This window comes from Caballeronia sp. SL2Y3, from assembly GCF_022879575.1.
Taxonomy (GTDB): domain Bacteria; phylum Pseudomonadota; class Gammaproteobacteria; order Burkholderiales; family Burkholderiaceae; genus Caballeronia.
The window spans coordinates 264,445-288,939 of record NZ_CP084262.1; the positions used below are offsets into that span (position 1 = coordinate 264,445).

A 24,495-nucleotide genomic window follows, 5' to 3' on the forward strand; every position below is an offset into this window, starting at 1 on the left:
ACTAGGCCTGCTCTTCGTCGAGCATGCGGAACGCTTCGACGAGGCTCGTCCGCATGCGGCCGAACGACACCGCGAGCGAGGCGATCTCGTCCGACCCGCGGGTTTGCAGAATGACCGTGTCGAGCTTGCCGAGGCTCATTTCATCGGCGGCATGGGACAGCGAGCGGATCGGCCGTGTGATCAGCACATGCATCATGACGTTCATCGCGATCAGCAAGACCGCGAACACGCCGGTCAGCGACAGCATGAAGGTGCGCCACACGGCGCGGCCGCGCGCCACGGGTTGCGCCATCGGCACCGAGACGAACTCCGCGCCGATGACTTCGTTCATGGTCCAGCCGAAGCCGTTCGCAGTGCCGTATTTCTCGGTGACCGTCGCGGGCGCGGCCGATGGCGTGCTGTGGCACTGCATGCACGCGGCATCGGTGATGCGGCTCGGGCGCGCGAGAAACAACGCTCGGCCGCCGGGCGCATCGCGTTCGCCGGAAAGCGTTTTCAGTTCCGGGTGATCGTGCAGATGGCGGATCACATCCGTTTCCCAGTCTGTCGGCCGGTCGCGCGGATTGGTCGGGTTGAGCATCGTCGACTTGTAAGAGAAGTTCGGGAAGTCCTTCTCCAGCAGATTCAGCATTTCGATGGCGGAGAACGCAGGAATCGATTCGGGAACGAAGCGGTACTTCACCTGAGTGGCGAGCAGCGGCGTGATGTGCGCGGCCGTGTAGTTCTGCATCGACGATGCCGCGCTCGCGAGCACGTTGGCATCGTGCACGGTTTCTTCGAGCGCCTGCTTCTGGAGCAGGCGGTCCGACACCGCGCCGACCGCCACCAGCGCGACCGCGAAAATGACCAGGAACACAAGGTTGAACTTGACGCTGAGAGACAGTCTGAGCTTCATGACGATGACATGGTGATGGTAGGCAGAGCTTATGGATGACGCGTTCCCGCAGCGTCGAGGCGTCGCGGCGGATGGAGCAGGGCGCGCCAGTCGGGCAGTGCCTTCAGATTGGCATCCACGTCGCGGCGAAAAGCGGTGTCGGCAAGACGCGAGCGGAAGCGCGCAGGGAATGTCCTGCGTTCTGGCAGGCTGCTGACGAGCCACGGCGAGATGTCGCCGTAAGCCACGGCGCGCGAAACCGGCGCGCTCTGCGACGGCTTCGCGGGCGCAAGCGGCTGCAAGGCGTCGCGAAAGGCGACGGGCATATCAGCGAGAAACGCGCTCGATGGCCGCGCTGCCTGTTGCGCGCCGGCATGCGCATCGAGCGTGACGAAACGGCCGCTCGCGAGCGTCACGGGCGGTTTGGCCGGGAGGGTCTGCGTGCCGGTTTCGCTGAAGATGTCGACGGCGTTCGCATCGTCGCGCGCGAGCACGATCGCCGCAGCGCCAACGCCGATGTCGAGCGCGCCGCGCTCGGTGTCCACATGCGGCGTGGCGCATGCGTGAAGGGCGCACGGTGCGGCGGCCACCTTGAGCCAGCCGTCGAGCAGCGCGACGTGCGCATCCGCGGCGAGCATGACGCGGGTGCGCGCGCCGAGCGCGAGCAGCGTGCCGTGTTCGTCCTGCAGGTGCACGACGCCTTCACGTGATTCGAGGATATCGGCTTCGTGCAGGCTCGCGCCCGCGTTGAGGTCGCTCAGGCGTGTTCCGCGAATCACGCTGACGGGCGCATCGGCGCTCGCGAGCGTCCATCCCGCGTAAGCGGGCGACGCTGCCGCTGCGGCAATGACAAGTCCTGCTGTGCTGAAGGGCAATCGATGAAGCATCCTCGCCGCCAGTCAATGCGTTGTGGTCCGGCGGACGCCGGTCTCATCAACACAACAGTTGGGAAGCGCGGTTATTCCGTACTGTCTCGCTTCAGCCGGACGATGCGACGAGCGTGCGCATACCGTCCGCGAGAGCGAGCGGCGGCGCGACGGCGCCGAACAGCGAGGCGGCGTCGCCCTGCGCGAGGCTGCGCGCCAGCCGGTTCAGCGCCGCGTCGCCCGATGCGCCGATCAGCGCATAACCGATGTGCGCACGGCGCCAAGTGACGACCGCCATGGAAGCAACGGTGCGATCGGCGGGCATCGCGTCAGCCTGCGCTTCGTGCATCAGGCACAGGGCGACGGGATTGCCCTGCGCCGGAAGGTAGACGATCTGCACCAGCGGCCGGCCATGAAATTGCAGGCGCTGAACGCGCTTGAAGGTGAGGCCATACGCGCGCAGGTCGGGAATGTGGATGTCGAGCCGGTCTTCCTGGCGAATCTTGTCCAGCGTCGTCTGCGAGAGGGCCGCATCGGCGTCGACATTCGCCAGCGTTTCCCGGCTGTAAAGCTGTTGATAATGTGCGGCGGCCTCGACCCAGGGTGCGGCCGCCGGGTCCGTGGATGCATGAGCGGATGCATGAGCCGATGCCTGAGCCGATGCCTGAGCGCCTTCCTGATGCGGCACGAGTCGGGCATCGTCGTAACCGAAGCGCAACGCGAAGCCGCATGCGAGTGCGCCGGCGAAGAATGCCGCGGCGAGCCAGCCGGCCGCGGCGGCCCGGACCCGCGCCGTCGCGTGCCATCCGCGCGCGCCGATGTTGCTGTCGTCGTTGGCGCCGGCGCCGCGCCCGCTGTGAGCCGGCCCCGGCGTGTCGAGCCGCGCGGCCTGCGCGATGCCGTCGATCATCCGTGCGAGCGATGGCGGAACCGGCGGCAGTCGCTGATGCGCGAAGGCGTCCGCGTACGGCAGCTTCGACGTTTCGAGGCGTTTGACACGCAACGCCGCATCGGGCGATGCGGCAAGCAGGCGCTCGAGCGCCGCGCGTTCAGGCGCGGGCAGCTTGCCGTCCACGTAGGCCAGCAGTTCGATGTCGTCCGGTGTCATAGGGCTTTCAAGCGCTGTTCGCGGCGTATTGTGCAGCGCGGTCTCACGCGCTGTCCGGCGAACCGGACGCGCATCCCACGCCCCCCGGGATACGCGGGGCTAATCACACAACACCCGGAAGCGGTGTTTATTCCACGCGCTAAAAAGGAAAGCGCGGCGCATCACCCGGCCAGATTCGCCGGCCCGTGCGAGGCCTCGCTGAAGAGCGGCGCCATATCGAGTTCGGAGATGCGTTTGCCGAGCGCGTCCAGATCGACGTCGCCCGCCTGGCCGATGAGCGCATAGCTCATCTCGCCCTGCCGCCAGGTCGTCACGTCCATGGCGTCGACCGTGCGGGACGCGACCGTCTCGTCCGGCCGGGCATCTTTCATTACGCACAGCGCAATGGGCGGCCCGTTGCGCGGCAGATAGACGATCTGCACCAGCGGCTTGTTGTTGAAGCGCAGGCGCTGCACCGACTTGAACGTGAGGCCCGCGCTGCTGAGGTCCGGCACGCGTAGCGCGATGCGGTCTTCGCGGCGGATATCGGCCACGACGCGGGCGGCGGTGGCCGGATCGTCTTCGCGATAGCCGACCGTGTCGCGCGTGTAGAGCTTCTGATAGCCGACGGCGGCGGCGATCCACGGAGAGACATCCGCGCTCGCCATTTGCGCGCCGCCGGGCTGCGGTGAACCGAGTAGCGAACTCAAATGGACAAACTGGCCGGCCACGAACGCGCCCGCGACGCACGCCGCGGCGAGCCACACGGGCATGCGGCGCAGCCGCGACCGCACTGGCGCGGCAGGAACGGGCGCGTCGTCAGGATTGGCAGGTTCATTGGCGGCGGCGGGCGCGGCCTCGGCGGCCCGATGTGCCTTCACCATCTGGTCGATGTTGAGCCGCAGGCTCTCCGGCACGGGAGGCAGAGGCTGCTTCGCGAACGCGTCCGCGAACTCGACTTTCGAGGCACGCAGGAGCGCGACTTTCTTGCGCGCTTCCGCGGATTCGCGTAGTTGGGCTTCGACGGATTCGCGCTCCTCCGGAGAGAGTCCGCCGTCGACATAAGCGAGAAGTTGAGCGTCGTCGGCCATCATGCGAACGAATCCTTGTGAGTCGGAGCGGGGCGAGCCTTGGGCGTCTGCTCCCCGAACATGGCGCCGATCGACTGCCGGGCGCGCGAAAGGCGGCTCATCACCGTGCCGATGGGAATCTCCAGCGTGTCCGCGGCCTGCTGATAAGAGAAACCTTCGACCGCGACGAGCAGCATGACGACACGTTGCGCTTCAGGCAGGCGCTCGATCGCGTCGACGATCTGCCCGTGCATCAACTGCGTTTCCGGGCTTCTGTCGACCGGGTCGGGCAGATTTTCGAGGAAATCGTCGTCCCACTCGAAGCTCGCCCGCTTGCGGACGCTGCGCGCGCGCAGTTCGTTGATCCACGTCGAATGGATGATGGCATACATCCAGCTCAGGGGCGCGGTGTCGGGTTGAAGCTGATGTGCGCGTTCGAGCCCGCGCACGCACGCGCGCTGCACGAGATCTTCGGCATCGTGCTGGTCGCCCGAAAGACGAAGCGCGAATGCCCATAGGCGCGGCAGCATGTCAGGAAGCATGCCGGGCAGGTCTGCACCGCTCATTGAACGTATCTCTCCATGATCCCCGGGCGGATCCATGCCGCGCGTGCTGTCGCGATCGTGGTCGATCGTCTCCTTGCCGGCACCGGCGCGAGGTACGAACCGCAAAGTTTAACTTGGGATGAAACACGCGGCGCGAAGGCTTTATTCCACGCGTTCTCTCATTTCTTCAACGCACGTTCGCACGGGCCTCCTCGGCCGTGCGGCGCCTGAACGACTCGGCGTAGGCCGCGGCGCGTGCGGCGAGCAACGGGTCGCCGGAGGGAGCGATGCCTCGGGGCAGCACGGTCGGATCGAAATTGACGTCGCGGCATGCGCCGTCGATCTGGGACTCGGCGGACGTGATGACGAGCGTCCCCGCGTCGATTCGATGCGCTTCGCGTTCGGCAGGCCAAGCGCGCGTCGCATCGTCGACAGGATCGCCCGGGCCGGCCGGCGTCAGCATCAAGCGCCACTTGACGGGATGCTCGCGCAGCCGCGTGCGCAGGTCGTGCGCGAGAAAGTCCGGATCGCGCGTTGAATTCCGGCTGGCGTCGAAGGGTGCGTAGGGCGTTTCCGGCGTCACGCTCCAGCGCACGAACCGAGTGGCATCGTCCGAACCGGTGAAACGGAACGCGTTGATGCTGTAATAGTTCGCGTTGTAGAAGGCCGACGACGGCGCATGCGCGGCAAGCCAGTCGCGCAACGCGTTGGTTTCCGGGTGCCGTGCGAAGAACGCGTTCAGCCTGGCGGGATCCGCGCGGCCTGTGCGCGGGTCGGGCCGCATGGCTTCCTGCTGCTCGAACACGGCTTGCGGCGTGCGAACGGCGAAGACCGGCGCGGAGTTCATGCCGGTACGCCATTCTTCTCCATTGCGCATCATGAAGCGCAGCGCGAAGCTGCGCACGGTGGTGGCCGCGTCGTTTTCCGCGGGATTGCCGCCCGGCGCGGAGAAGCGCCCCGTGACCGGCGTGCGGCCCGGTTGAAAGACCTCGGCACGCGAGAGCGCCGCGCCGTTGCCGTTGCTGTCGAAGTAGCCGCTTACACAGATTCCCTTGGCATGATTGCGACGGAACCCGAGGTGCCTGCCGCTCGAGTGCTCGAATGCGTCGATCAGGCGTGCGGGCGAAAGCGCCGGTGCCGTACCGGGCCAGGCAATCCACCCGGCGACCCACGCGAACGATACGACGACCACGGTGAGCGCTGACGCGATGAAGGCGCAACCGATGACGAATCGCGCAGGCGGAATTCGGGGCATAACGCAGAGCGGACTACGCGACTGATCAGAGCGAAAGGCTGTCGAGTATAGAGTAGCCCGTCCGAACGCGCAGTCTGCGCGCGCTGCGCCTGGACTTCGTCTTGCAGCGACATGAGGCCCGCCTACGCGAAGCTCGCTGCTTACGCGAGGCGCTCGACTTGCCGCACGCTCAAGTCCAGCCGCTCGGCGGCACGTCCGGGTTTGAGCCGCACCTCGGCGACGGCCTGAATCACCTTGAGTCGGTCCAGTTCGCGCATCGACATCGTGATCGTCCCAGTCGAGTTCACGGTCCGCGCTCCAGAAACGCTTGTCTGGCCACGAACCTACGGCAAAATGCGACATTTCTACTTAGCAGAAACACGACATTTGAACTTGGGACCTACAGTCCGAGCGACGCTAATTTGCATTATGTAAAGCCGAAGTTAGAAACGTAAAGGGCGCGCGCTGTCTCAGTCCATGATCGGCCATGAGCCTCCGGTCGTGGCCGATAGTCAGTTCGATCAGCCAAGGTCCCGTTTTAGCTCGCTCAATGGCGCGTCCTAATCGCTCAAGTTACGCTTCCCGCGCGAGGCGTGCTTCCTCAACCGCGACAATCGCCAGGCCAGCAGGCCGCCCCGCTACACCGATACCGATACCGAGACCGATGGAGCCGCGCAATCGCCGCGAGGTCCATTGAAGAAATGGTCTTCGGCTACAGGGACATGATGGTCACGCCGGCGGCGGTCCGGCACGGGGACGCGTCTGCCGCGACGGCGCGAATGCAAGATTTGAACGGGATAGAGCGTTCGGTGCGCCTGGCCGGCGAGTTACCGAACGTGGAAGAAGCGATCCGTTATGCGATTGCGGCCGGCTTCGAATACATCGATTACGAGCAAAGCTGCTGAATTCTGCGAGGCGCGTCGCGTCCGCGACGCACCTCGAAGCTACGCATTGAGGGAAGCGTTGCGCTTCTCCTGGCCCGTCAACTCAGCTTGACCGAGGTTGCATCGGCGGTCAGATAGCCCACCGCCGCGCCGTAGCGATCCTTGTAGTTCGCGCGGATCAGCGGATCGAGCGTCGCCTGCACCTTTGAATGCAGCGGCGTTTCCCAGTCGCCCGCATGCTGGAAGTTGCTCATGATGTAGGTCCAGCCGTTGATCTCGTCGACCGCGTGCAGGCCCGTCGATTCCGCGCCCGACGGCGCCGACAGAATGCGCGACAGCGACTTCGTATCGACGTTGTAGGCCCACAGGAAGTTGTTGACGTGCCGGCCGCTGTCTTCCCCGATGAACAGCGTGCGCAGCTTCTCGGAGAACTTGAGGTTATCCGGATTCGCGATGCGCTCGGGGTTGCCGATGTTGCCGAGCGCATCAGCGGAAATGTCTTCGCCGACGAGCGCGGCGGGCGCGGCCATGTCGACCGGAACCCATTCGCTGTTGATCGCCGCGCCGGTCAGATCCTTCTGTCCGCCCTTCAGATTGAACGCGTACACCGCGCCCGAGTTGATGGTCTTGTCGACGGCGAATTCGGCCGCGTGCGCGTCGCCTTTGACCATCGACTTGACGATCTGCGACATCGCCGAGTAGACGATCTTGTCCTTCGCGTTGACCGTCGTGCCCTCGAGCTTCGTGAAGCACATGCTCGCACCGCGCAATGCCGCGTAGCGATGCGTCTCCAGAAACGCGGCCGCCTTCTCCATGCCCGGCTTGATGCGAATCCAGTTGAACGCGCCGTTGTAGTTGATGCGCGTATAGCTCGCATCGAGCGTCGCGCCGATGGTCGCATCGCTCACGACATCCATGATGTCGGAGAGCGTCAGCGTATTGGCGAGGTTCTCGATTTCATCGCTCGTCGCGTGGCCGAGGCTCATCCACGTCAAATTGGCCGAGCCCGCGCCCGCCGATGACGTCATCGCGCACTTCGCGACGTAAAGCGTGCCCGCGGAAAGATCCGCTTCCTTGTCCGCGACGAACATGAAGACGCCGCCGTTGGTCGCGTCGTCGCCCATCATGACGGTGCGCTTGTCGGGCATCACTTGAATCAGCTCGTGCGAGATGCGGCCGAGGCAATAGTGCTTCTTGATCGTGCCGGTGCCGTCCGGGTTGACGGTGACTTCGGGCACATGACCGTAGTGATACGGACGCGCCTTCGCCTGATCGCCGTAAAGGTTCTGGCTATACGCGAGGAACTGCGCGTCCTTCGAGCCGAGCGCCGCATCCGGCTCGTACTCTTCGCTCGACAAATGCGTGTTCCACGGCGAGAGGCTCGCGCCGCACGTGATCCACAGACCGTTCGCCTTCGACGTATCGACGTTCGCGTAGCTCACGAGCGTCAGCTTGCCAGTGGCCGGATCCTGATCGAGCGTCAGCACCGCGATCGGCGACGGCAGGCGGCCGTACATGCTCGCGGCATTCTGGTCGCGCGTCGTGTATTCGAACTGCACGACGGCGAACACGGCGTTGCCCTTCACGCCCTTGACGGTCGTCTTGTCGAGTTTGATGAGCGACGTGCCGTCCGGGCAGTCCGAGAAAAACTGGCGCTCCTTGCCCGCCACTGACTTGTCGATGATCGGCTGATTGTCGATGTCGAAATAGCCGCCCGCGACGATGGTGCCGCCGGCCGTGTTCGGCACCACATCGCCCGTCACGAAGAACGGCTGATACGCGAGCTTGTACGCGCGATTGCTGCCGTCGCTGAAGTTCACGGTCATGGTCGAGCCGACGGTGGTCTTCGCCATCGCCGCGGGATCGGCGAGTGTCGGCGCGGCCATGCTGCTGAACGTCGCCGTGGTGAACGCAGCCGTCGACGCGGGCGCGGACGCGTTCGTCGCCGCGTTGCTGTCGCTGCCGCCGCATGCGGTGGCGAGCAGCGAAGCGGCGGTCGCGCCGCCGAGCGGCAGCATCGGTGCGCCGGCGAGAATCTTGAGAGCTTTGCGGCGGGAGAGGTCGAGCGGCAGCGCCATGTGTGGTTCGAGTCCTTGATCGTGGGTTTGTACCGGCGATGAATGTCCGTGCTTCGGGCCGTTGCAGCCCGACGTGCCGGTTGACGCGCTACTTTAGGAAAGAAATGTGAAATCTTCTTGACAGGACGCTGTAATTTCTCGATCCCTTGAGGCTTTTTCTTACGCTTGCGCTCATCATCACCGACTTGAGAGACCCGAGTGCAATGAGAAAACATGTTGCACTTTATGGTCTGCTTTTGGCCTTCATCTCGGCTGTACCGGCGCTGCCCGCAGCAGCCGCCGACCTCTCTCCCATCTCCGATTTCGGAGCCGGCGAGCCGGGCCCCTGATCAGCGCCGCAGAAAGCGCCCTGCGATCGCTGACTTAGGCGCCCGCCGGCCGTAGTACGCAATGAGACTGTCACCACTCGCAGAACGGCAGGATGCGGGAAAGCGGTGTGCGGGTGACACTGTTGCTTCCGCTTCGAGCGCAATGAAAGTGTCAATTCGCCTGAGGCCGTATTGAATCTGTCACTTCGCATCGTGAAACCTCAATTCGTCTCTATCGCAATGTCGACACACGAACCTCTCAGCGTTACCTGTTCATTCACGCGTATCGCCACTCGAAGCTTTCCGCCGTCCGCGTGACGGTTCCGGCCGACGTCTCGGCGAAATGCGCGGCGAATATCGTCGCGCCCGTACCGGCTGCATGGGCGGGCAGACGCGCTCGCGACGCACGCGCCCGCTGCTGGTCGAGACAGAACATCGAACTCAATTCCGGTCGATGCACCTGCACGGCGCTGTGCATCACGTCGCCGGAAAAGAGCGCCGTTTCGCCGCGCGAGCGAATCTCAATCGCCATGTGCCCGATGCTGTGCCCAAAGGTCGGCATGAAGCGAATGCCGTCGAGAATCTCTTCGCCCTCGTCCGGTACGACGCGCGCCTGACCCGATTCGATCACCGGCAGCACGCTGTCTTCGAACACAATACGACGCGATTCGCCCTCCGGCATGAAAAAGTACTCGCGCTCTCGACATGGCGGCATCGACGCGGTCGAGAATCTCGCGCGCCTCGGACAAATAGGCCTCGCCAGCGGGCGTCAGTTTCAGGCCGCGCGGCGTTCGTTCGAACAGCGTTGCGCCGATGGCGTCTTCGAGATCCTGAATCTGCCGGGATATCGCCGGTTGCGTGACGTGCAGGTGGTCGGATGCCGCGCGCACGCTGCGCAACTCGGCGACAGCGATGAAATAGCGAAGATGCCGAAGCTCCATGTTCGTGTCTGCCCGATATCCGCGCCGTGATTCAGCACATCGCTCAGTTCGGCATAGTGGCTGTATCGCACGTCCGCGCCGAGCAGCGCGAGTTGCGACACGCGCCAGTCCACGATGCCGATGAGGTCGCGCCGCCAGCCGCCTGCACGGACCCGGCTCCGAAAGCGATCCGTCGTGCCTCTGTCCCGAGATTATCGTTCCAGTTTGCAGTCCCAAGTATCTCGCGGAGTTCGGACCGCTCGATGCACCGATGCGCGCCGAAGCTCACGCCTACATTCATCTCGATGTGACCACGCACTCATGGGCGGATTTTCATCGCGCGACGGGGCTTTCCGACAAGGGCATCGGCGAGGCGGTGCATCACACGGACCCCGGTCTCGCCGTGCAATGCCCGATGCTCGGACAAGGCGTCGTGCTCGGCTGGCTGCTCGCCATCGCGGCGCCGCTCAACGAAGGCAAGATCATTCCCGCATGGGACCGGTATATCGAAACGGGCTGCCACTACGTGCTGGAATATCGTTCGTCGAATCCATCGGATGCCATGCGGCAGGTCGCGTGCTGGCTCATCGAGAAGATAAAAGAGGAAGTGGAGCGCGCGCGAAGCGTGCTCTCGGCGATGAACGCCGTATCGAAGAACATGAAGTCGTAACGCGCACCCTACGCTCACGAATATTCGAACGACGCCGCTAGACCGAAGCGGCTCACGCGCATAGCCTTGCGCGGGCGATCCGACCTCGCTTCTCGAAGTGACCGCACCCGACGTCGACGAACTCGTGCTGCCGCTCCAGCGCTGGCTCGTGCCGTCGGCGGCCGTGCACTATTCGTCGCGGTCGCGGTATATCAAGCATCCAGTCCTGATTCCGATGCAGGCCCCTCGACGCGTTCGTCGTATCGGTGATGTCGTGCCTCGGCATGACGTACATGCAGGGCCTCATGCCCAGAACGCCGCGCGCGGCAACGGCGCTATTCATCAACGCATAGCGCTCGGCGCCACGGTGTTATCCATCGATCCGCCCCTCCGCGCTCATTCCGAAGCGTTCGCCAGCCGGCCGAGAGCGCGGCGACAAGCGGCGCCCTAACGATGGCAATATAGACGCACACGCCGTCGATCCCCTACGCCGACATGCCCCAGCGCCTGCCACCGCTCAATGCCCTGCGTCTCTTCGAAGCCGCTGCGCGACATCGCAGTTTCAAGCTCGCCGCCGCCGAGCTCAACGTGACGCCTGGCGCGGTGAGTCACGGCATCGGCGCGCTGGAAGACATGCTCGGCGTCGAGCTGTTCATCCGCGAGCCGCGCGGACTGTCGCTGAGCGCGGCGGGCGAACATTATCTGCCGTACATCGCCGAAGCATTCTCGCTCGTTGCGATCGGCACGCAGACGCTGCCCGGCAAACACAAGCGCCGCACGATCGCCGTCACCTGTGCGCCGACGCTTGCCGCGCGCTGGCTCGTCCCGCGCCTCGCGGATTTCCGTGCGCGCTGGCCCGACATCGATATCACGATAGACACTTCGCGCCGTCAGGCAGGCTTTCCCGTCGATGGCTTCGATTTCGGCCTGCGCCTCTCGCGTGGTCCCGTGGATGGCGCATCGTGGCAGCGTCTATTCGGCGAGCGGCTAGTGCCCTTGTGCAGTCCGTCATATCGCGCTTCGGTGACGGGCGCGGACGGCGTGCCCGATCTGGCGCGCGCCGCGCTCATTCATGTCGATACGGCGAGCGAGGACTGGCAGGCGTGGATGGACGGCGCGGGCATCGACGGCCTCGATCTGCACGGCGGCCTGCGGTTCGATACCGTTCAACTCGCCTTCGATGCCGCCGCGGCCGGACTCGGCGTAGTCGTCGGCCGTCGTCCGCTCGTCGATCGCGAGCTGGCGGCGGGCACGCTCGTGCAAGCCTCGGCGACGAGCGTCGAGGCGCAAACCGCTTACTGGCTCTGCGAGACGCCGCAAGCCAGCGCCGCGCGGACACCGCCGCGTTTCGCGACTGGCTGACCGAGCAGGCGGCGGAGTTCGTCGATAGCAACGGCGACGGTTGAACTGCGCTCATCTGCCCGCGAAAAGTTTTCGTTTGTCGGCACGGGCGTTCGTTTGCGACGATGGCCGCAAGGAGGATTTGCGCCATGCCGTCACTGTCGAACATTGCGAACACTACGAACACGAGCCGCGCCACAACCTGGGTGCTGATCGGCGCCGCCGCGCTGATACTGAGCGCCGCGATGGGCGTGCGCCAGACCTTCGGGCTTTTCATCGGGCCGTTCTCCTTCGACCGCGGCTTGCCCGTCACGCTGATCGCTTTCGCCATCGCGCTACATAACCTCGTCTGGGGCTTCGCGCAGCCGTTCGCCGGGGCCGCCGCCGACCGATACGGCGCCGCCCCCGTCGTCGCGATGGGCGCGGCCACGTTCGCAGCGGGCCTCGCGCTCGCGGCCGCCGCGACTTCCGGATGGATGCTCGTACTCGGGCTCGGATTGCTCGTTGGCATCGGCATCAGTTGCACGAGCTTCGGTGTCGTGCTCGCGACGGTCGGACGCGTCGCGTCGCCGCAAGCGCGCAGCGTCGCGATGGGCCTCGCGAGCGCGGGCGGTTCGTTCGGGCAAGTGCTGATGGTGCCGTTCGCGCAGGAAGTCCGTGTGCATGCGGGCGTGGCGGCGTCGTTATATGTCCTCGCCTTCGTGCTGCTTCTTGCTGCGCCGCTCGGCATCGTGCTCGATCGCGCGAGCCGCCGGAGCAACGCGTCGATGGCCGTGCCGGTATCCGGCGTGAACGAATCGCGCGCGATGCCGTTGCGCGAGACGTTGGCGTATGCGTTGCGTCATCGCGGTTATCGGCTGCTGACGCTCGGCTTTTTCACGTGTGGATTTCAGCTCGCGTTCATCGCGACGCATCTGCCGGGCTATCTGCTGCTCTGTCACATGCCGGTCGGGCTCGGCGCGACGGCGCTCGCGCTGATCGGCTTCTTCAACATGATCGGCAGTTGGGCATGCGGGTGGATCGGCGGACGCTGGCGGCAACATTACGTGCTCGCGTGGCTCTATCTGATTCGCGGCGGCGCGATCGCCCTCTTCGTTCTGCTGCCGACGACAAGCGTGTCCGTCGTGATCTTCGCCGCGGTCATGGGGCTGACGTGGCTCGGCACGGTGCCGCTCACCAACGGGCTGATCGCGAAGGTGTTCGGCACGCGGCATCTCGGGACGCTGTTCGGCGTCGTGTTTCTGAGTCATCAGCTCGGATCGTTTCTCGGCGCATGGCTCGGCGGCTATGTCTTCGACACGACCGGCTCTTACTCGCTGATCTGGGGCGCCACGGCCGTTGCGGGGCTCGTTGCGGCGCTGCTGCATTTTCCGATCGATGATCGGGCGGTCGGCGAGGCGTCGCTTGTGGCGTCTTGATGCGCGGACGCCGCATCACCTACCCGCAGCAGCTACGAACGAGGGGCTTGTCATTGCCGCCTCCCGAAGCTCATGCAGCAACCGGGAGGCGCTTTCGAAGAGCCTTAACCTTAGCCTTGAGCGGTCGGCGCAAGCTGCGCGATATCGATAGCCTTGCTCGACGAACGGATCACTCGCATTACGATCCACGCCAAAAGATAGGCTGAGCCGCAGACTACGAACAGCACGTTGTAGCCCGCATTGATGTGGCCGAGCATCTTGAAGTGATCGAGCACTGCGCCGACGACCAGCGGGAAGAGCGTCGCCCCCAACGCACCAGCCAACCCGCCAATCCCAACGACGGAGCCAACCGCTGCCTTCGGAAACATGTCGGAGGCAGTGGTGAAAAGGTTTGCCGACCATGCCTGGTGCGAAGCTGCCGCCAAACTCAACAGGCCCACCATCGTCCACATGTTGTCGATGAACGGCGAGAATGCGATCGGCATAACAAGGAACGCAAACACAAGCATGGTAGTCTGTCGCGCCTTCGTCACAGACCAGCCGCGCTGAATCAGCTTGGACGAGATGAAACCACCACCAATGCTGCCGATTGAAGTCGCGACATAAACTATCACCAGCGGAAGGCCGAGGGTCTTCAGGTCGAGGTGAAAGCGCGAGTTGAAATACGACGGCAGCCAGAAGAGCATGAACCACCAGATCGGGTCGGTCAGCAGCTTACCGGCGAAGAACGCCCACGTCGGACGCAGCTTGAGCAACGTGAACCAGCTTACCTTTTGAGCCGCGGGAGTAGGAGCCGAATCTTCGCTGATGTACGTGAGTTCGGCTTCGTTGATCCTCGCGTGCTTCGCCGGCACCTGATACATGAAGTACCAGAACGCCAGCCAGACGAATCCCGTCATGCCTGTGATGAAGAACGCGGCTTCCCAGCCATACGTTGCAGCCAGCCACGGCACGGTGGCCGGTGCCGCGACCGCTCCGATACTGGTGCCGGAAGTCAGAATGCCTACCGCAAGTGCCTGCTCTTTACGCGGAAACCACTCCGACACGCTCTTCACAGCGCAGGGGAAGCTGCCAGATTCCGAGATGCCGAGCAGGGCACGCATGACGCCAAAGCCCATCGTGCTGCGCACGAGTGCGTGCCCGCAGGCGGCGATACTCCATACCAGAACACATACGCCATACCCGATCTTGACGCCGAATTTATCAACCATTTTGCCGGACAAGACCATGCCGATTGCATAGCAGGCCGTGAACACCATGACGATGTAGCTGTATTGCGTTTCAGTCCAGTCGAACGTGACGGCAAGCTCGGGCTTGAGCAGGCCCAGCACCTGACGGTCCAGGTAATTAATCGTGGTTGCGAAAAAAAGCAGCGCGCAGATGCGCCACCGGATAGCTGTACGGTCCATGATCGACTCCTGTCTCCTGAGGTGCTTGATCCGCTGATGCGGCTTACATGACTGCGTGGTGGATTCGAGGTTCAACGGAAAAATGCATGGCGTTTTTCGCGGAATGCGGCGACGCCTTCGATTGCATCGGGCGACGCTTTGCATACCGACGCGGCGAGTTCGTGCGCGTAGTCGTGCTGGCCCGTCTCCATCATGCGAACGAGGCGTTTGCCAACCGACAGAGACGTCCTCGATCGTTTGATAAGCGTCTCGCAGACAGCATCGACGCGGCTGCGCAGGTGCTCGGCTTCGACGGCTTCATTGATCACCCCCCAAGCGACAGCGGTTTCGGCAGAGATTGGCTCACCGAGAAGGATCAACTCGCGCGTGCGGGTTGCGCCGACGAGTTCGGAAAGCCGCGCGCAGCCCATCCATCCGGGGATGGCGCCCACCGATGCTTCGGGAAAGCCAAGCTTGGCCTGTGTGCTTGCATAGCGCAGATCGCACGTCAGCGCGAGTTCGAATCCGCCACCGAGCGCGCTGGCAGAAAGAACAGCGATCGTCGGTTTGTCGAGTTCCGCGATTCGACGGAAGACACGGTTTCCTTCCCGGATGAAGCGGGTGCCCATCTTTTGCGGATCGATATCGCCCCACTCGTTGATATCTGCGCCGCTGCAAAAGAAACGCGGACTGGTGGTTTCGATCTTCAGCACGCGGATCTCATCGTTTCGCTCGACGTCTGCCACGGCGCGATCGATGTCATCCAGCATGTCCAACGTCAGCGCGTTGTGACGCGAAACTCGGTTCAGCGTAATGGTGGCGATGCTACCGTTTGCTTCGTAAAGGATGTCAGTGTCAGACATGAAGAACCTCTTCTTCCGAGAATCGAATATGAGCGGCAGTTGATCGGGCTTAGTGAGCCGGGGCGTTTTCGAGCAGGCGCTCATCGATAAGCGGCGTGAACTCCATGCGCGAGAGCACGTCGCGATGCATGTCGAGGCCCTTGGCCACCTCGACCAGGCACACGCCGAGCGCATCGAGTCGAAATACCGCGCGCTCTGTGATGTAGAAGACTTCCTTGCCGTCGAGACGCGCCTGCACGCCGCTGAAGGTTACGTGTCGCACCCTTTTGACGGCCTTCGGCACCGATCCCGGCGAGAGAATTTCGAGGGCATCCCCGTTGCGGTCCACACGCAAACCCTTGGCCTCGAAAGCCCCGCAAAAAACGAGCTTTTTCGCGCCTTGCGCGATGTCCATGAATCCGCCCGGACCGACAACGGTCGAACCGAGCTTTGAAACGTTCACATTGCCCTCTTCGTCGAACTCGCCCATGCCGAGGAACGTCACGTCGATCCCACCGCCGCTATACCAGTCGAATTGATCGACGCTCGGCACGATGGCGTCGGCGTTACGCGCCGTACCGAACATCGCGCCATCGAGCATCGCGCCGCGGTGGATACCCTGTTCGACGGAACCCCAGTACTCGTCGCCGCGACCTTGGGTGGCCAGAACCGCCGGGATGGCGCCCGGAAAACCGAAGCCGAAGTTCACGGATTGATTGGACCCAAGCTCCTGCGCAGCGCGCTCGGCTACGATGAGGCGCATGCCATCGGGCATCTCAGTGTCAGGCGTCTCGCCGAGCTTCTCGCCGCTCAACGTTGCGTCGTATTCGCTAATCTGGCACTGACGTTGAGTTGGGATCTCGACGGTAAAGTCGACCATGACGCCGGGTACGCACACCAGGCGGGCGGGAACGTGGGAGCGCGGTCGCGATTTGACCTGCGCGACGACTTTCCCGCCGCTGTTGTGCGCGGCCAGAGCGACAGCGTAAATATCGAGGTCTGCCGGTTCGTGACGAGTCGAAAGATTGCCCCTATCGTCAGCGCTCGACGCCATGACGATCGAGAAGTCGATCTTGAGTGGCTTGAAGCGGAGATACTCTTTACCGTCGATCTCGATCAGTTCCACCAGATCTTCGGTCGTCGCGGCATTCAGTTTGCCGCCGTCCAGACGCGGATCGACGAAGGTTCTTAGACCGACACGCGTGATCACGCCCGGCCGACCCGCGCCGATTTCCCGAAACAGCGTTGCAATGACGCCACCGGGAAAGCTGTAGCCCTCGATCTCGCCGTCACGAGCCAGCTTCTGCATCGCCGACGACCATACCCAGTGGCCGCCGATCACGCGCTTGACCAACCCCGCGTGGGCGAGCCGTCCGAGGCCGCTGCCTTGACCATCACCGACGCCGAGCGCATGAACGACCGTCAGGTTGCGGGGATGACCCGTTTCCAGAAATCGAGCTTCGATCGCCGCGAGGATGGCGTCCGGCTCAAGCAGGCCGCCGCCTGAGCCGGTGATCGCGATCGTCGCGCCGTCGAAAATCGATGCTGCGACTGCCTTTGCGCTGGTCCACTTGTTCACATCGCCTCCTGTGCTGATCTGCAAATTGCTTATTACCGAACCGGATCGTTACTTGCGAAGCATCGTAGAGCAGGGAGAAGCGACGTTCAAGAGAGAAAGAACCGAAATCGGGTTTACGATAACGATGGTGGAAAACACCCGCCGAATGCGCATTGCAACGTGCAGGCGTTGTCAGTTACCGTTTAACTTTGGTTTTGACCCATCGATATGCAGACCCCCATCGAACCGACCGCAAAGGCGCGCGTCCCAGAAAAGCGCGCGCGTGCCAAGCGGCTGCGTGATCCGATTCAGACGCAGGCCAAGATCCTCGCAGCAGCCAAAGCAGAGTTCGCCAAGGTGGGCTTGGGCGGCGCCCGCGTCGAGACGATCGCCGAGAAAGCCGGCGTCAATAAGCGGATGATCTACGAATACTTCAAGGGGAAGGAGGAACTGTTTCAGACGGTCCTTGAAGAGATGTGGACGGATATCCGGACTGAAGAAAGAGCGCTCGGCCTGGACCATCTTCCGCCAGTCGAGGCCATTCGAACGTACGTGACGTTCACGTGGAACTACTACTTGAAGAACCCCGAGTTCATGTCGCTGGTGAACAGCGAAAACCTGCACCGGGCGCGGCATGTCAAAAAATCAAGACGCTTCAGCGAATTGCATCGTGGCTTCGCCAGCATGCTGCAGCAGATCCTTGATCGCGGCGTGGCGTCGGGCGACTTCAAAGCCGGCATCGATGCCAGCCAGTTGCACCTCACTATCGCCGCGCTCGGCTATTACTACCTGACGAATCGCTTCACCGGCGAGGTCATCTTCGGCTTCGATTTTGTCTCGAAGGACGCCCTCCAGAAACGCCTCGACTTCAACCTCGAAACAGTCTTCAGCCTTTTGCGCCCGCGTTGATTGCGGCGCACCGCCTCGTCACTTTCCGTTCTCTTCACCGCACGGGTTTTCCTGATTGTTAGGGAAAACCCTTTTTTGACAGTGCGCTCCGACGGGTATTAAATAACGAACTGGATCGTTACTTACGGTGTGACTCGCAACCCGTGAGGCGACATGTCAGGAAAAGCCACGCGGGAGATGACACACATGGAGCAATGCCAAGTCGCGCTGATTACGGGCGCTCGTCGCGGCATCGGTCGCGCAATCGCACTAGAGCTTGCCGACGCTGGATTCGACGTCGCCATCACCGACGTCGAGCCATCAGAGGAGCTGGTGGCCACGCGCGCCGACATCGAACGGATTGGTGTGAAGTGCGTGGCGCTGACATCGAATCTCGCCGACATTGCGCACCACGACGCGCTCTTTCAGGCGGTCGAAGAGGCGCTCGGTCCTGTCACCTGTCTGGTCAATAACGCTGGCGTGTCCGTCATGTCGCGCGGTGATCTTCTGGACGTCACACCGGAAAGCTATGACCGCTGCTTGAACGTCAACACGCGAGGCACGTTCTTCCTGATGCAAGCGTTTGGTCGGCGTCTCGCTCAGGCATCGCAGTCAGCCGTCAATCGCTCGATCATCACGATCTCTTCATCCAATGCCGTCGCGGCGTCGCCTCAGCGCAGCGAGTACTGCGTCTCGAAGGCGGGACTGTCGATGGCCACCACTCTATTCAGTTTGCGGCTAGCTGAATTGGGGGTCAGCGTATTCGAAGTGCAGCCGGGCCTGATTGAAACTGAAATGACAGCGCCGTCGAAGGCGCGTTACGACGCGCTGATGGAGAACGGATTGACCGCCATCAAACGATGGGGAACACCCAACGAAGTCGCACTGACCGTGCGTACGCTGGCAACGGGTGGCCTACCGTTCAGCGTTGGTCAAGCGATCCGCGTCGATGGCGGTCTCCTTGTTTCTAAATACTGATCCGAGATTCAAGCCATGCATATCAAGCTTCCAACCCTGGACGGCGCACTCGTTGACTACCGTCTGACTGGCACTTCGCTGAAAGTCGCCAAGCCAGAGGCACCGTTTAACCGCATCGCCTATTCTGCGGCACACGTGGTTGCCGATCCGCTGCGTAGCGGCGAACTCGGCCAGCCATGCGCGATCGACTGGGACCGGACCATTGAATACCGCCGTTATCTTCTCGAGCAAGGCCTGGGGATCGCGGAGGCGATGGATACTGCCCAACGCGGCATGGGCCTGTCATGGCACTCAGCGAAAGAGCTCATTGTCCGCACGCTGAATGAAACGCGCGACATTCCCGGCGCGCTGATCGCCTCAGGTTGCGGCACTGATCACTTGCCGGTAAGCGACGCGCACTCGTGCGAGGATGTCATCAAGGCCTACCTGACCCAAATCGAGAGCGTCCAACGCGCGGGCGGTCAGATCATTTTGATGGCGAGCCGCGCCCTCGCGCGCGTGGCAAGGGATGCAAAAGACTACATTCGTGTCTATCGCGAAGTGCTGTCGGCGTGCGACGAGCCCGTCATTCTGCACTGGCTGGGCCAGGCGTTCGATCCCGAGCTGGCCGGTTACTGGGGCCACGCCGACTTCGAAAACGCGGCGAAGGTTTGCCTCGAAGTCATCGCCGCGAATGAAGCTAAGGTCGATGGCATCAAGATTTCGTTGCTGGATGACGCGAAGGAGATTGCCTTCCGCCGTCGTCTTCCCGATTCTGTGAAGATGTACACCGGTGACGACTTCAACTATCCGGCTCTTATTGCGGGTGACGAGTTCGGTTACTCGCACGCGCTGCTTGGCATCTTCGACGCGATCGCGCCTGCAGCGTCGCAGGCGCTGACCGCGCTCGCCGCAAACGATCTGGCTCGCTACGACGAACTGCTCGCGCCAACGGTGCCGTTGTCGCGTCACATCTTTCGTGCCCCGACGCAGTACTACAAAACCGGGGTTGTTTTCCTCGCCTACCTGAATGGGTTCCAGCCGCACTTCTTCATGTTGGGCGGACATCACGGCATGCGGCCGCCTGCCTATTTGGCCGAGGTCTTCCGACTCGCCGATCGGGCGCACCTACTCAGAGATCCCGAGTTAGCCGTCAACCGTATGCGGGCGGTCATGACCACGCTCGGATGCGCGGAATAAACGCAGAGGCCGCCTGTTCGGCGGTGTTCTCTTAGATAAGCAATCCTCAACGACCGCTGGACTGGCGACATGAATTCTCTGCAGCTTACCCGTTGCTCCGTCAACACCGCCACACTCGGACATCGCGATCCGATCGACGTGACGATCGATCGAATCGCCGCGGCGGGGTTCGGTGGAGTGGCCCCTTGGCGTCATGAAGTCGAAGCCGCCGACGTCAGCAAGATTGCCAAGCAGATTCGTGCGCTCGACCTCAAGGTCACCGGGTACTGTCGGTCAACCTACTTCCCTGCTTCGACGCGCGAGCAGCGCCAGGCCAACATCCAGTCGAACGTTCGGGCACTCAACGACGCGGCCGAGCTGGATGCTCAATGTTTCGTGATGGTCGTGGGAGGTCTGCCCGAAGGTAGCCGCGACCTATCCGCTGCGCGCATGCAGGTCCAGGACGGCATCGGCGCTTTGATGGAAGAAGCCCGCAAGGTCGCCGTTCCATTAGCCATTGAGCCGCTCCATCCGATGTATGCGGGCGAAAGATCGGTGGTCAGCACGATCGATCAGGCCCACGCCATCGCGCGCGAGCTCGATCCGAATAACAATGGCTTCCTCGGTGTCGCGGTCGACGTCTACCATTGCTGGTGGGACCCGCACTTGGAAAGTGCGCTTACTTCGATCGGCAATGACAATCGCATTCTGGCATATCACGTTTCCGATTGGCTCGTTCCGACGACCGATTTGCTGCTTGACCGCGGCATGATGGGGGATGGCGTGATCGACCTGAAGCGCTTCCGGCAGAGCCTCGAGAACGCGGGCTATAACGGTATGGTCGAGGTCGAGATTTTCTCGCGCGACAACTGGTGGAAGCTGCCGCCCGAGCAGGCTTTGCAGACATGCGCGGAGCGCTTGCAGTCGGTGTGCTGAGAGTCCATCCCGCAACGTGTCAGTTCTCTCAAATGCGCACTGCAGGCATTCGTACGAAGCGTGCGGCCAACCGCCAAGCATTAGCACGCCGCTCGCTGCACCACTTGCCATGAGCCCTCAGCAGAACGATCATTGGTACAGCGCGGCCCACAGGATGCGGTCTGCGCTGCGCCATCGGGGGAGTAAGCGCCGGCTGCAGCGGCAGCCAAGCACCTCCCGCCGCTCAGCGCACCCTCTCTCACTGCAGCATTACAACTGGCCCACCTTGAAGACCGAAACGGCCCGGCGAAGGCTGTTGGCTTGCTCCGCCATTGCCTGTGCCGCGGCGCTCGCTTGTTCGACAAGAGCGGCATTCTGCTGAGTCACTTCGTCCATCTGGCTGACGGCGACGTTCACCTGTTCGATACCGCTGCTTTGCTCATTGGATGCGGAGGCGATGTCGCCCATGATGTCGGTCACGCGTTTGACCGAGCGCACCAATTCATCCATCGACTTGCCGGCGTCGAGCACGAGCGACGAGCCCGCGTTCACATGGTTCACCGAGCTGCTAATCAGGTCTTTGATTTCCTTGGCAGCAGTAGCGCTGCGCTGTGCGAGCGTGCGCACCTCTCCAGCGACGACCGCGAACCCGCGCCCTTGCTCGCCCGCGCGGGCGGCTTCGACGGCTGCATTCAACGCAAGAATATTCGTTTGGAACGCAATGCCTTCGATCACTGCGATGATTTCCGCCACCTTCGATGAGCTCTCCGAGATGTCACGCATCGTCGAAGCGACGCGCTGCACGACGTCGCCGCTTTCGGCCGCTGTGCCGGACGCCGACGTCGCAAGCGAGCTCGCCTGCAGAGCGTTTTCGGTGTTCAGTCGTACGGTAGAGGTAAGTTCCTCCATACTGGACGCGGTTTCTTCCAGTGATGCGGCCTGCTCTTCTGTTCGTTGTGACAGGTCAACGTTGCCCTGCGCGATCTCGCCCGCAGCTACCGAAATCGATTCGGCCGACGTCTTGATACCGGCGACGACTATGCTGAGTTGCCTGCGCATTCCCTCGAGGGATGCCATAAGACTGCTGTCATCGCTTCCCGCAAGATTCATTGCGATGGTCAAGTTGCCTTCCGCGATTTGCCGCGCCATTTCCTGGGCCTGAGCGGGTTCCCCGCCGAGTTGCTTCACGATGCTGCGAGTGATGACTATCGCGGACACGAGACCGGTGAACAAAGCCAACGCAACGATCGAGCACATGGCTATGCGGATCGATTTGTAGGACGCAGCCGCTTCTTTTGCAGCCTGATCGTTGAGTTGGTCTTCGAAAGACGCAAGTTCACTTAGATGGCCAAGCCATACGGACTGCTTCGGTCTCGCCTCTTCGAGAAGGACCTTGGTCGCCGCATCGGCATCGTTGGCCAGGCCGAGGGCACTGGCCTTGGCAAGCAGCGGAACTGCTGCCGCTTCATCTTCCTTTATTGCGGCGAACAGCGCCTTTTCTCGTGCAGTCGTGCCGGGATTAGCGTCGAAGGTCTTACCGAGAGCCTGATATGCACCCGCGTAAATGGCCTCTTGCCGTTTGATACGTTCCGCCTCCTTGACCATCGAAGGCATATCGGTCAAGAGCGCGAGGTTTCTAATGGCAATTGCGCGATCCTGCACCGACGATTTCATCTCGTTGGCTATCCGCGCGTCGCGGTGTCGCTCGAAATGCGCAGCGAGAGCACGATTCAGCGCTGGGTGTCGTCGGGACACTGCGACCTGGGCTTCGCGACGACCACGCCGGACGCGTTCGGCGTGATGAGCGTGGAACTGTATGAACTGGCCGGGTTATGCGCGTTGCCGGCGCATCATGCGCTTGCGGCGCGCACGCGGATTCGCGCGGCCGACTTGCGTGGCGAACGGCTCATTTTGCCTTCCTATGCCGACGACACGCGTGCGGCGCTCGATCGTGCGCTGCGTCCGGCAGGCGTGGATCAAGTGCCCGCAGTCGAGACGCCGTATGGCGCGACCATCTGCGCGCTCGTGGCGCGCGGCGCGGGCGTGGGCATCGTCAATCCGCTCGCGACCGTGGATGCCGATCCGGCGCGCATCGTTTTCCGTCCGTTCGCGCCGGAAATCTGGTTTCGGGGCTTCACGCTTTATCCGCAGTCGCCGGGGGGCAACCCGGTGGTCGGCGCATTCCTCGAACTCGTCCATGAGGAGATGGCGGCGTTGAAGCCGGGCGCGCTCACGTGACGCTGGGCATGTTTCGACCTATTTTCATCGCGGTCGACGCAGGTGCCCCTCGATCGTCTCCGTGAGCGGCGACTCTCCTCAGAAAGATATCAGCGTACGGTGAGAAACAGGATCTGGACGATGACCAGGCTAGCACCCTATGCGCCTCACCCTTGTGCACTCAAAGCACCGACGCAAAAGAAGCGGCTTGCGCTGGCCGGTTCAAGTTCTTACCGGTGGAAGAAAAAATATTCAAAAGCATCGTTCTTGTACAAGCGTGCTTGCATCCCCCGTTAATGCTGATATGGGGTCCAACACGCGCATACAGACTCGTCTCCCGGGGGCACTGTGCACGGTTGAAGCGAGACACGCATTAGCCCTCAAGGCTTTCTGCGCCGCATCGAGCGCGGCGGACTTTGGCACCCACGCCTTCGGCGGCTATGCCGGGGCGCACGCGCAATACGTGCGGGTGCCGTTTGCCGACAACGACTGCTTCAAGATTCCCGACGGCGTCGCGGACGAGACCGCGCTGTTTCTTTCCGATGCTGCCCCGACCGGCTACATGGGCGCTGACTTCTGCAACATTCAGCCGGGCGACACCGTCGCCGTCTGGGGCTGCGGCGGCGTCGGGCTGATGGCGCAGCAAAGCGCGCGTTTGATGGGCGCGGAACGGGTCATCGCGATCGACCGCTTCCCCGAGCGGTTGCAGATGGCGCGCGAGCACGCCGGCTCGGAAACGATCGACTATACGAAAGTCGACAGCGTCCTCGACACACTCATGGAAATGACGGGCGGGCGCGGCCCCGACGCTTGCATCGACGCAGTAGGGATGGAGGCGCATGGCACCGGGCCGCAATACGCGTATGACCGCGTCAAGCAGGCCCTGCGTCTGGAAACGGACCGCGGCCAGGCGCTGCGTGAAGCCGTCATGGCCTGCCGCAAAGGCGGCACGCTGTCGGTGCTGGGCGTATACGGACTGATCGACAAGTTTCCGATGGGCGCCATCATGAACAAGAGCATGACGGTGCGCAGCGCCCAGCAGCACGGGCAAGCGTATATGGATCGGCTGCTCTCGCACGCGCAAAAAGGCGAGCTGAACCCTGCTTATCTCGCCACTCACCGCTTCTCGCTGGAGGAAGCGCCACGCGGCTACGACATGTTCAAGCACAAGACGGACGGCTGCGTCCGTGCGGTGTTCGCACCGTGAGTTTGACGTACATGGCACGTGCCGGCTGGGCATTCCTTATCGATGCCTCGCGTGCGGGAGCGGCAACGGA

At 62.9% G+C, this 24,495-nt stretch carries 18 protein-coding genes and 6 pseudogenes; 10 read left to right on the forward strand and 14 right to left on the reverse strand.

Features of this window, described 5'->3' with window-relative positions; translation table 11 throughout:
• Position 1: 1 nt before the first annotated feature.
• The 7 genes and pseudogenes from LDZ26_RS20165 to LDZ26_RS20195 all read right to left on the reverse strand — a co-directional run.
• Entirely contained in the window at positions 2-895 is an 894-nt protein-coding gene (locus LDZ26_RS20165) for a DUF3365 domain-containing protein (protein WP_244851012.1), read from the reverse strand.
• 29 nt (positions 896-924) lie between these two features.
• Positions 925-1,749 (reverse strand): hypothetical protein, encoded by an 825-nt coding sequence (locus LDZ26_RS20170; RefSeq protein ID WP_244851013.1) that lies wholly within the window; start codon positions 1,747-1,749, stop codon positions 925-927.
• A gap of 103 nt (positions 1,750-1,852) precedes the next feature.
• Positions 1,853-2,848 carry an anti-sigma factor gene (locus tag LDZ26_RS20175; protein WP_244851014.1) on the reverse strand — a complete coding sequence of 332 codons (996 nt, stop codon included), beginning with the start codon at positions 2,846-2,848 and terminating at the stop codon, positions 1,853-1,855.
• A 161-nt stretch (positions 2,849-3,009) separates the two neighbouring features.
• The gene (locus LDZ26_RS20180; protein WP_244851015.1) at positions 3,010-3,921 is read right to left on the reverse strand and encodes an anti-sigma factor; all 912 of its coding nucleotides are present in this window, start codon (positions 3,919-3,921) and stop codon (positions 3,010-3,012) included.
• Entirely contained in the window at positions 3,918-4,463 is a 546-nt protein-coding gene (locus tag LDZ26_RS20185; RefSeq protein WP_014193166.1) for an RNA polymerase sigma factor, read from the reverse strand. Before LDZ26_RS20185 ends, LDZ26_RS20180 begins: the two co-directional genes overlap by 4 nt.
• 166 nt (positions 4,464-4,629) lie before the next feature.
• Positions 4,630-5,697, reverse strand: coding sequence for a catalase family peroxidase (locus tag LDZ26_RS20190; RefSeq protein ID WP_244851016.1), 1,068 nt, complete (start codon positions 5,695-5,697; stop codon positions 4,630-4,632).
• 146 nt (positions 5,698-5,843) lie between these two features.
• A pseudogene (locus tag LDZ26_RS20195) lies at positions 5,844-5,984 on the reverse strand (helix-turn-helix domain-containing protein); the annotation flags it as partial.
• A 414-nt stretch (positions 5,985-6,398) separates the two neighbouring features.
• Here LDZ26_RS20195 and LDZ26_RS20200 point away from each other — a divergent pair.
• The gene (locus LDZ26_RS20200; RefSeq protein WP_244851017.1) at positions 6,399-6,581 is read left to right on the forward strand and encodes a hypothetical protein; all 183 of its coding nucleotides are present in this window, start codon (positions 6,399-6,401) and stop codon (positions 6,579-6,581) included.
• 77 nt (positions 6,582-6,658) lie between these two features.
• Here LDZ26_RS20200 and LDZ26_RS20205 read toward each other — a convergent pair whose 3' ends face one another.
• The 3 genes and pseudogenes from LDZ26_RS20205 to LDZ26_RS20215 form a co-directional block, all read right to left on the reverse strand.
• The gene (locus tag LDZ26_RS20205) at positions 6,659-8,638 is read right to left on the reverse strand and encodes a PhoX family phosphatase (protein WP_244851018.1); all 1,980 of its coding nucleotides are present in this window, start codon (positions 8,636-8,638) and stop codon (positions 6,659-6,661) included.
• A 585-nt stretch (positions 8,639-9,223) separates the two neighbouring features.
• Complete coding sequence (locus LDZ26_RS20210; RefSeq protein ID WP_370650759.1) at positions 9,224-9,628, reverse strand: hypothetical protein; 405 nt, start codon at positions 9,626-9,628, stop codon at positions 9,224-9,226.
• A 10-nt stretch (positions 9,629-9,638) separates the two neighbouring features.
• Positions 9,639-9,887, reverse strand: a pseudogene (locus tag LDZ26_RS20215) (LysR family transcriptional regulator); the annotation flags it as partial.
• 250 nt (positions 9,888-10,137) lie between these two features.
• Between LDZ26_RS20215 and LDZ26_RS20220 the strand changes: the two are divergent.
• The 3 genes and pseudogenes from LDZ26_RS20220 (at position 10,138) to LDZ26_RS20230 (ending at position 13,274) form a co-directional block, all read left to right on the forward strand.
• Entirely contained in the window at positions 10,138-10,536 is a 399-nt protein-coding gene (locus tag LDZ26_RS20220; protein ID WP_244851019.1) for a hypothetical protein, read from the forward strand.
• Between the two features lie 474 nt (positions 10,537-11,010).
• A pseudogene (locus LDZ26_RS20225) lies at positions 11,011-11,921 on the forward strand (LysR substrate-binding domain-containing protein).
• 84 nt (positions 11,922-12,005) lie between these two features.
• Positions 12,006-13,274 carry an MFS transporter gene (locus LDZ26_RS20230; protein WP_244851020.1) on the forward strand — a complete coding sequence of 423 codons (1,269 nt, stop codon included), beginning with the start codon at positions 12,006-12,008 and terminating at the stop codon, positions 13,272-13,274.
• A gap of 110 nt (positions 13,275-13,384) precedes the next feature.
• Here the strand turns inward: LDZ26_RS20230 and LDZ26_RS20235 are convergent, their stop codons facing one another.
• The 3 genes from LDZ26_RS20235 to LDZ26_RS20245 all read right to left on the reverse strand — a co-directional run bounded on the left by LDZ26_RS20235 (position 13,385) and on the right by LDZ26_RS20245 (position 17,083).
• On the reverse strand, positions 13,385-14,683 hold the full coding sequence (locus LDZ26_RS20235) for an MFS transporter (RefSeq protein ID WP_244851021.1): 1,299 nt from the start codon (positions 14,681-14,683) through the stop codon (positions 13,385-13,387).
• Positions 14,684-14,754: 71 nt separating this feature from the next.
• Positions 14,755-15,525, reverse strand: coding sequence for an enoyl-CoA hydratase/isomerase family protein (locus LDZ26_RS20240; protein ID WP_244851022.1), 771 nt, complete (start codon positions 15,523-15,525; stop codon positions 14,755-14,757).
• A gap of 49 nt (positions 15,526-15,574) precedes the next feature.
• Positions 15,575-17,083 carry a CoA-transferase gene (locus tag LDZ26_RS20245; RefSeq protein WP_244851023.1) on the reverse strand — a complete coding sequence of 503 codons (1,509 nt, stop codon included), beginning with the start codon at positions 17,081-17,083 and terminating at the stop codon, positions 15,575-15,577.
• Positions 17,084-17,290: 207 nt separating this feature from the next.
• Between LDZ26_RS20245 and LDZ26_RS20250 the strand changes: the two genes are divergently transcribed.
• The 4 genes from LDZ26_RS20250 to LDZ26_RS20265 all read left to right on the forward strand — a co-directional run bounded on the left by LDZ26_RS20250 (position 17,291) and on the right by LDZ26_RS20265 (position 21,022).
• Positions 17,291-17,971 carry a TetR/AcrR family transcriptional regulator gene (locus LDZ26_RS20250; RefSeq protein WP_244851024.1) on the forward strand — a complete coding sequence of 227 codons (681 nt, stop codon included), beginning with the start codon at positions 17,291-17,293 and terminating at the stop codon, positions 17,969-17,971.
• A gap of 186 nt (positions 17,972-18,157) precedes the next feature.
• Positions 18,158-18,928 carry a 3-ketoacyl-ACP reductase gene (locus LDZ26_RS20255; protein ID WP_244851025.1) on the forward strand — a complete coding sequence of 257 codons (771 nt, stop codon included), beginning with the start codon at positions 18,158-18,160 and terminating at the stop codon, positions 18,926-18,928.
• 15 nt (positions 18,929-18,943) lie between these two features.
• Entirely contained in the window at positions 18,944-20,107 is a 1,164-nt protein-coding gene (locus tag LDZ26_RS20260) for a dihydrodipicolinate synthase family protein (RefSeq protein WP_244851026.1), read from the forward strand.
• Positions 20,108-20,176: 69 nt separating this feature from the next.
• Complete coding sequence (locus LDZ26_RS20265) at positions 20,177-21,022, forward strand: sugar phosphate isomerase/epimerase (protein ID WP_244851027.1); 846 nt, start codon at positions 20,177-20,179, stop codon at positions 21,020-21,022.
• A 261-nt stretch (positions 21,023-21,283) separates the two neighbouring features.
• Here LDZ26_RS20265 and LDZ26_RS25600 read toward each other — a convergent pair.
• Positions 21,284-22,696, reverse strand: a pseudogene (locus LDZ26_RS25600) (methyl-accepting chemotaxis protein); the annotation flags it as partial.
• Between LDZ26_RS25600 and LDZ26_RS20275 the strand changes: the two are divergent.
• Positions 22,685-23,342 (forward strand): annotated as a pseudogene (locus tag LDZ26_RS20275) (LysR substrate-binding domain-containing protein); the annotation flags it as partial. The pseudogenes LDZ26_RS25600 and LDZ26_RS20275 overlap by 12 nt on opposite strands.
• Before the next feature lie 297 nt (positions 23,343-23,639).
• Positions 23,640-24,425 (forward strand): annotated as a pseudogene (locus tag LDZ26_RS20280) (zinc-binding dehydrogenase); the annotation flags it as partial.
• Positions 24,426-24,495 lie beyond the last annotated feature (70 nt).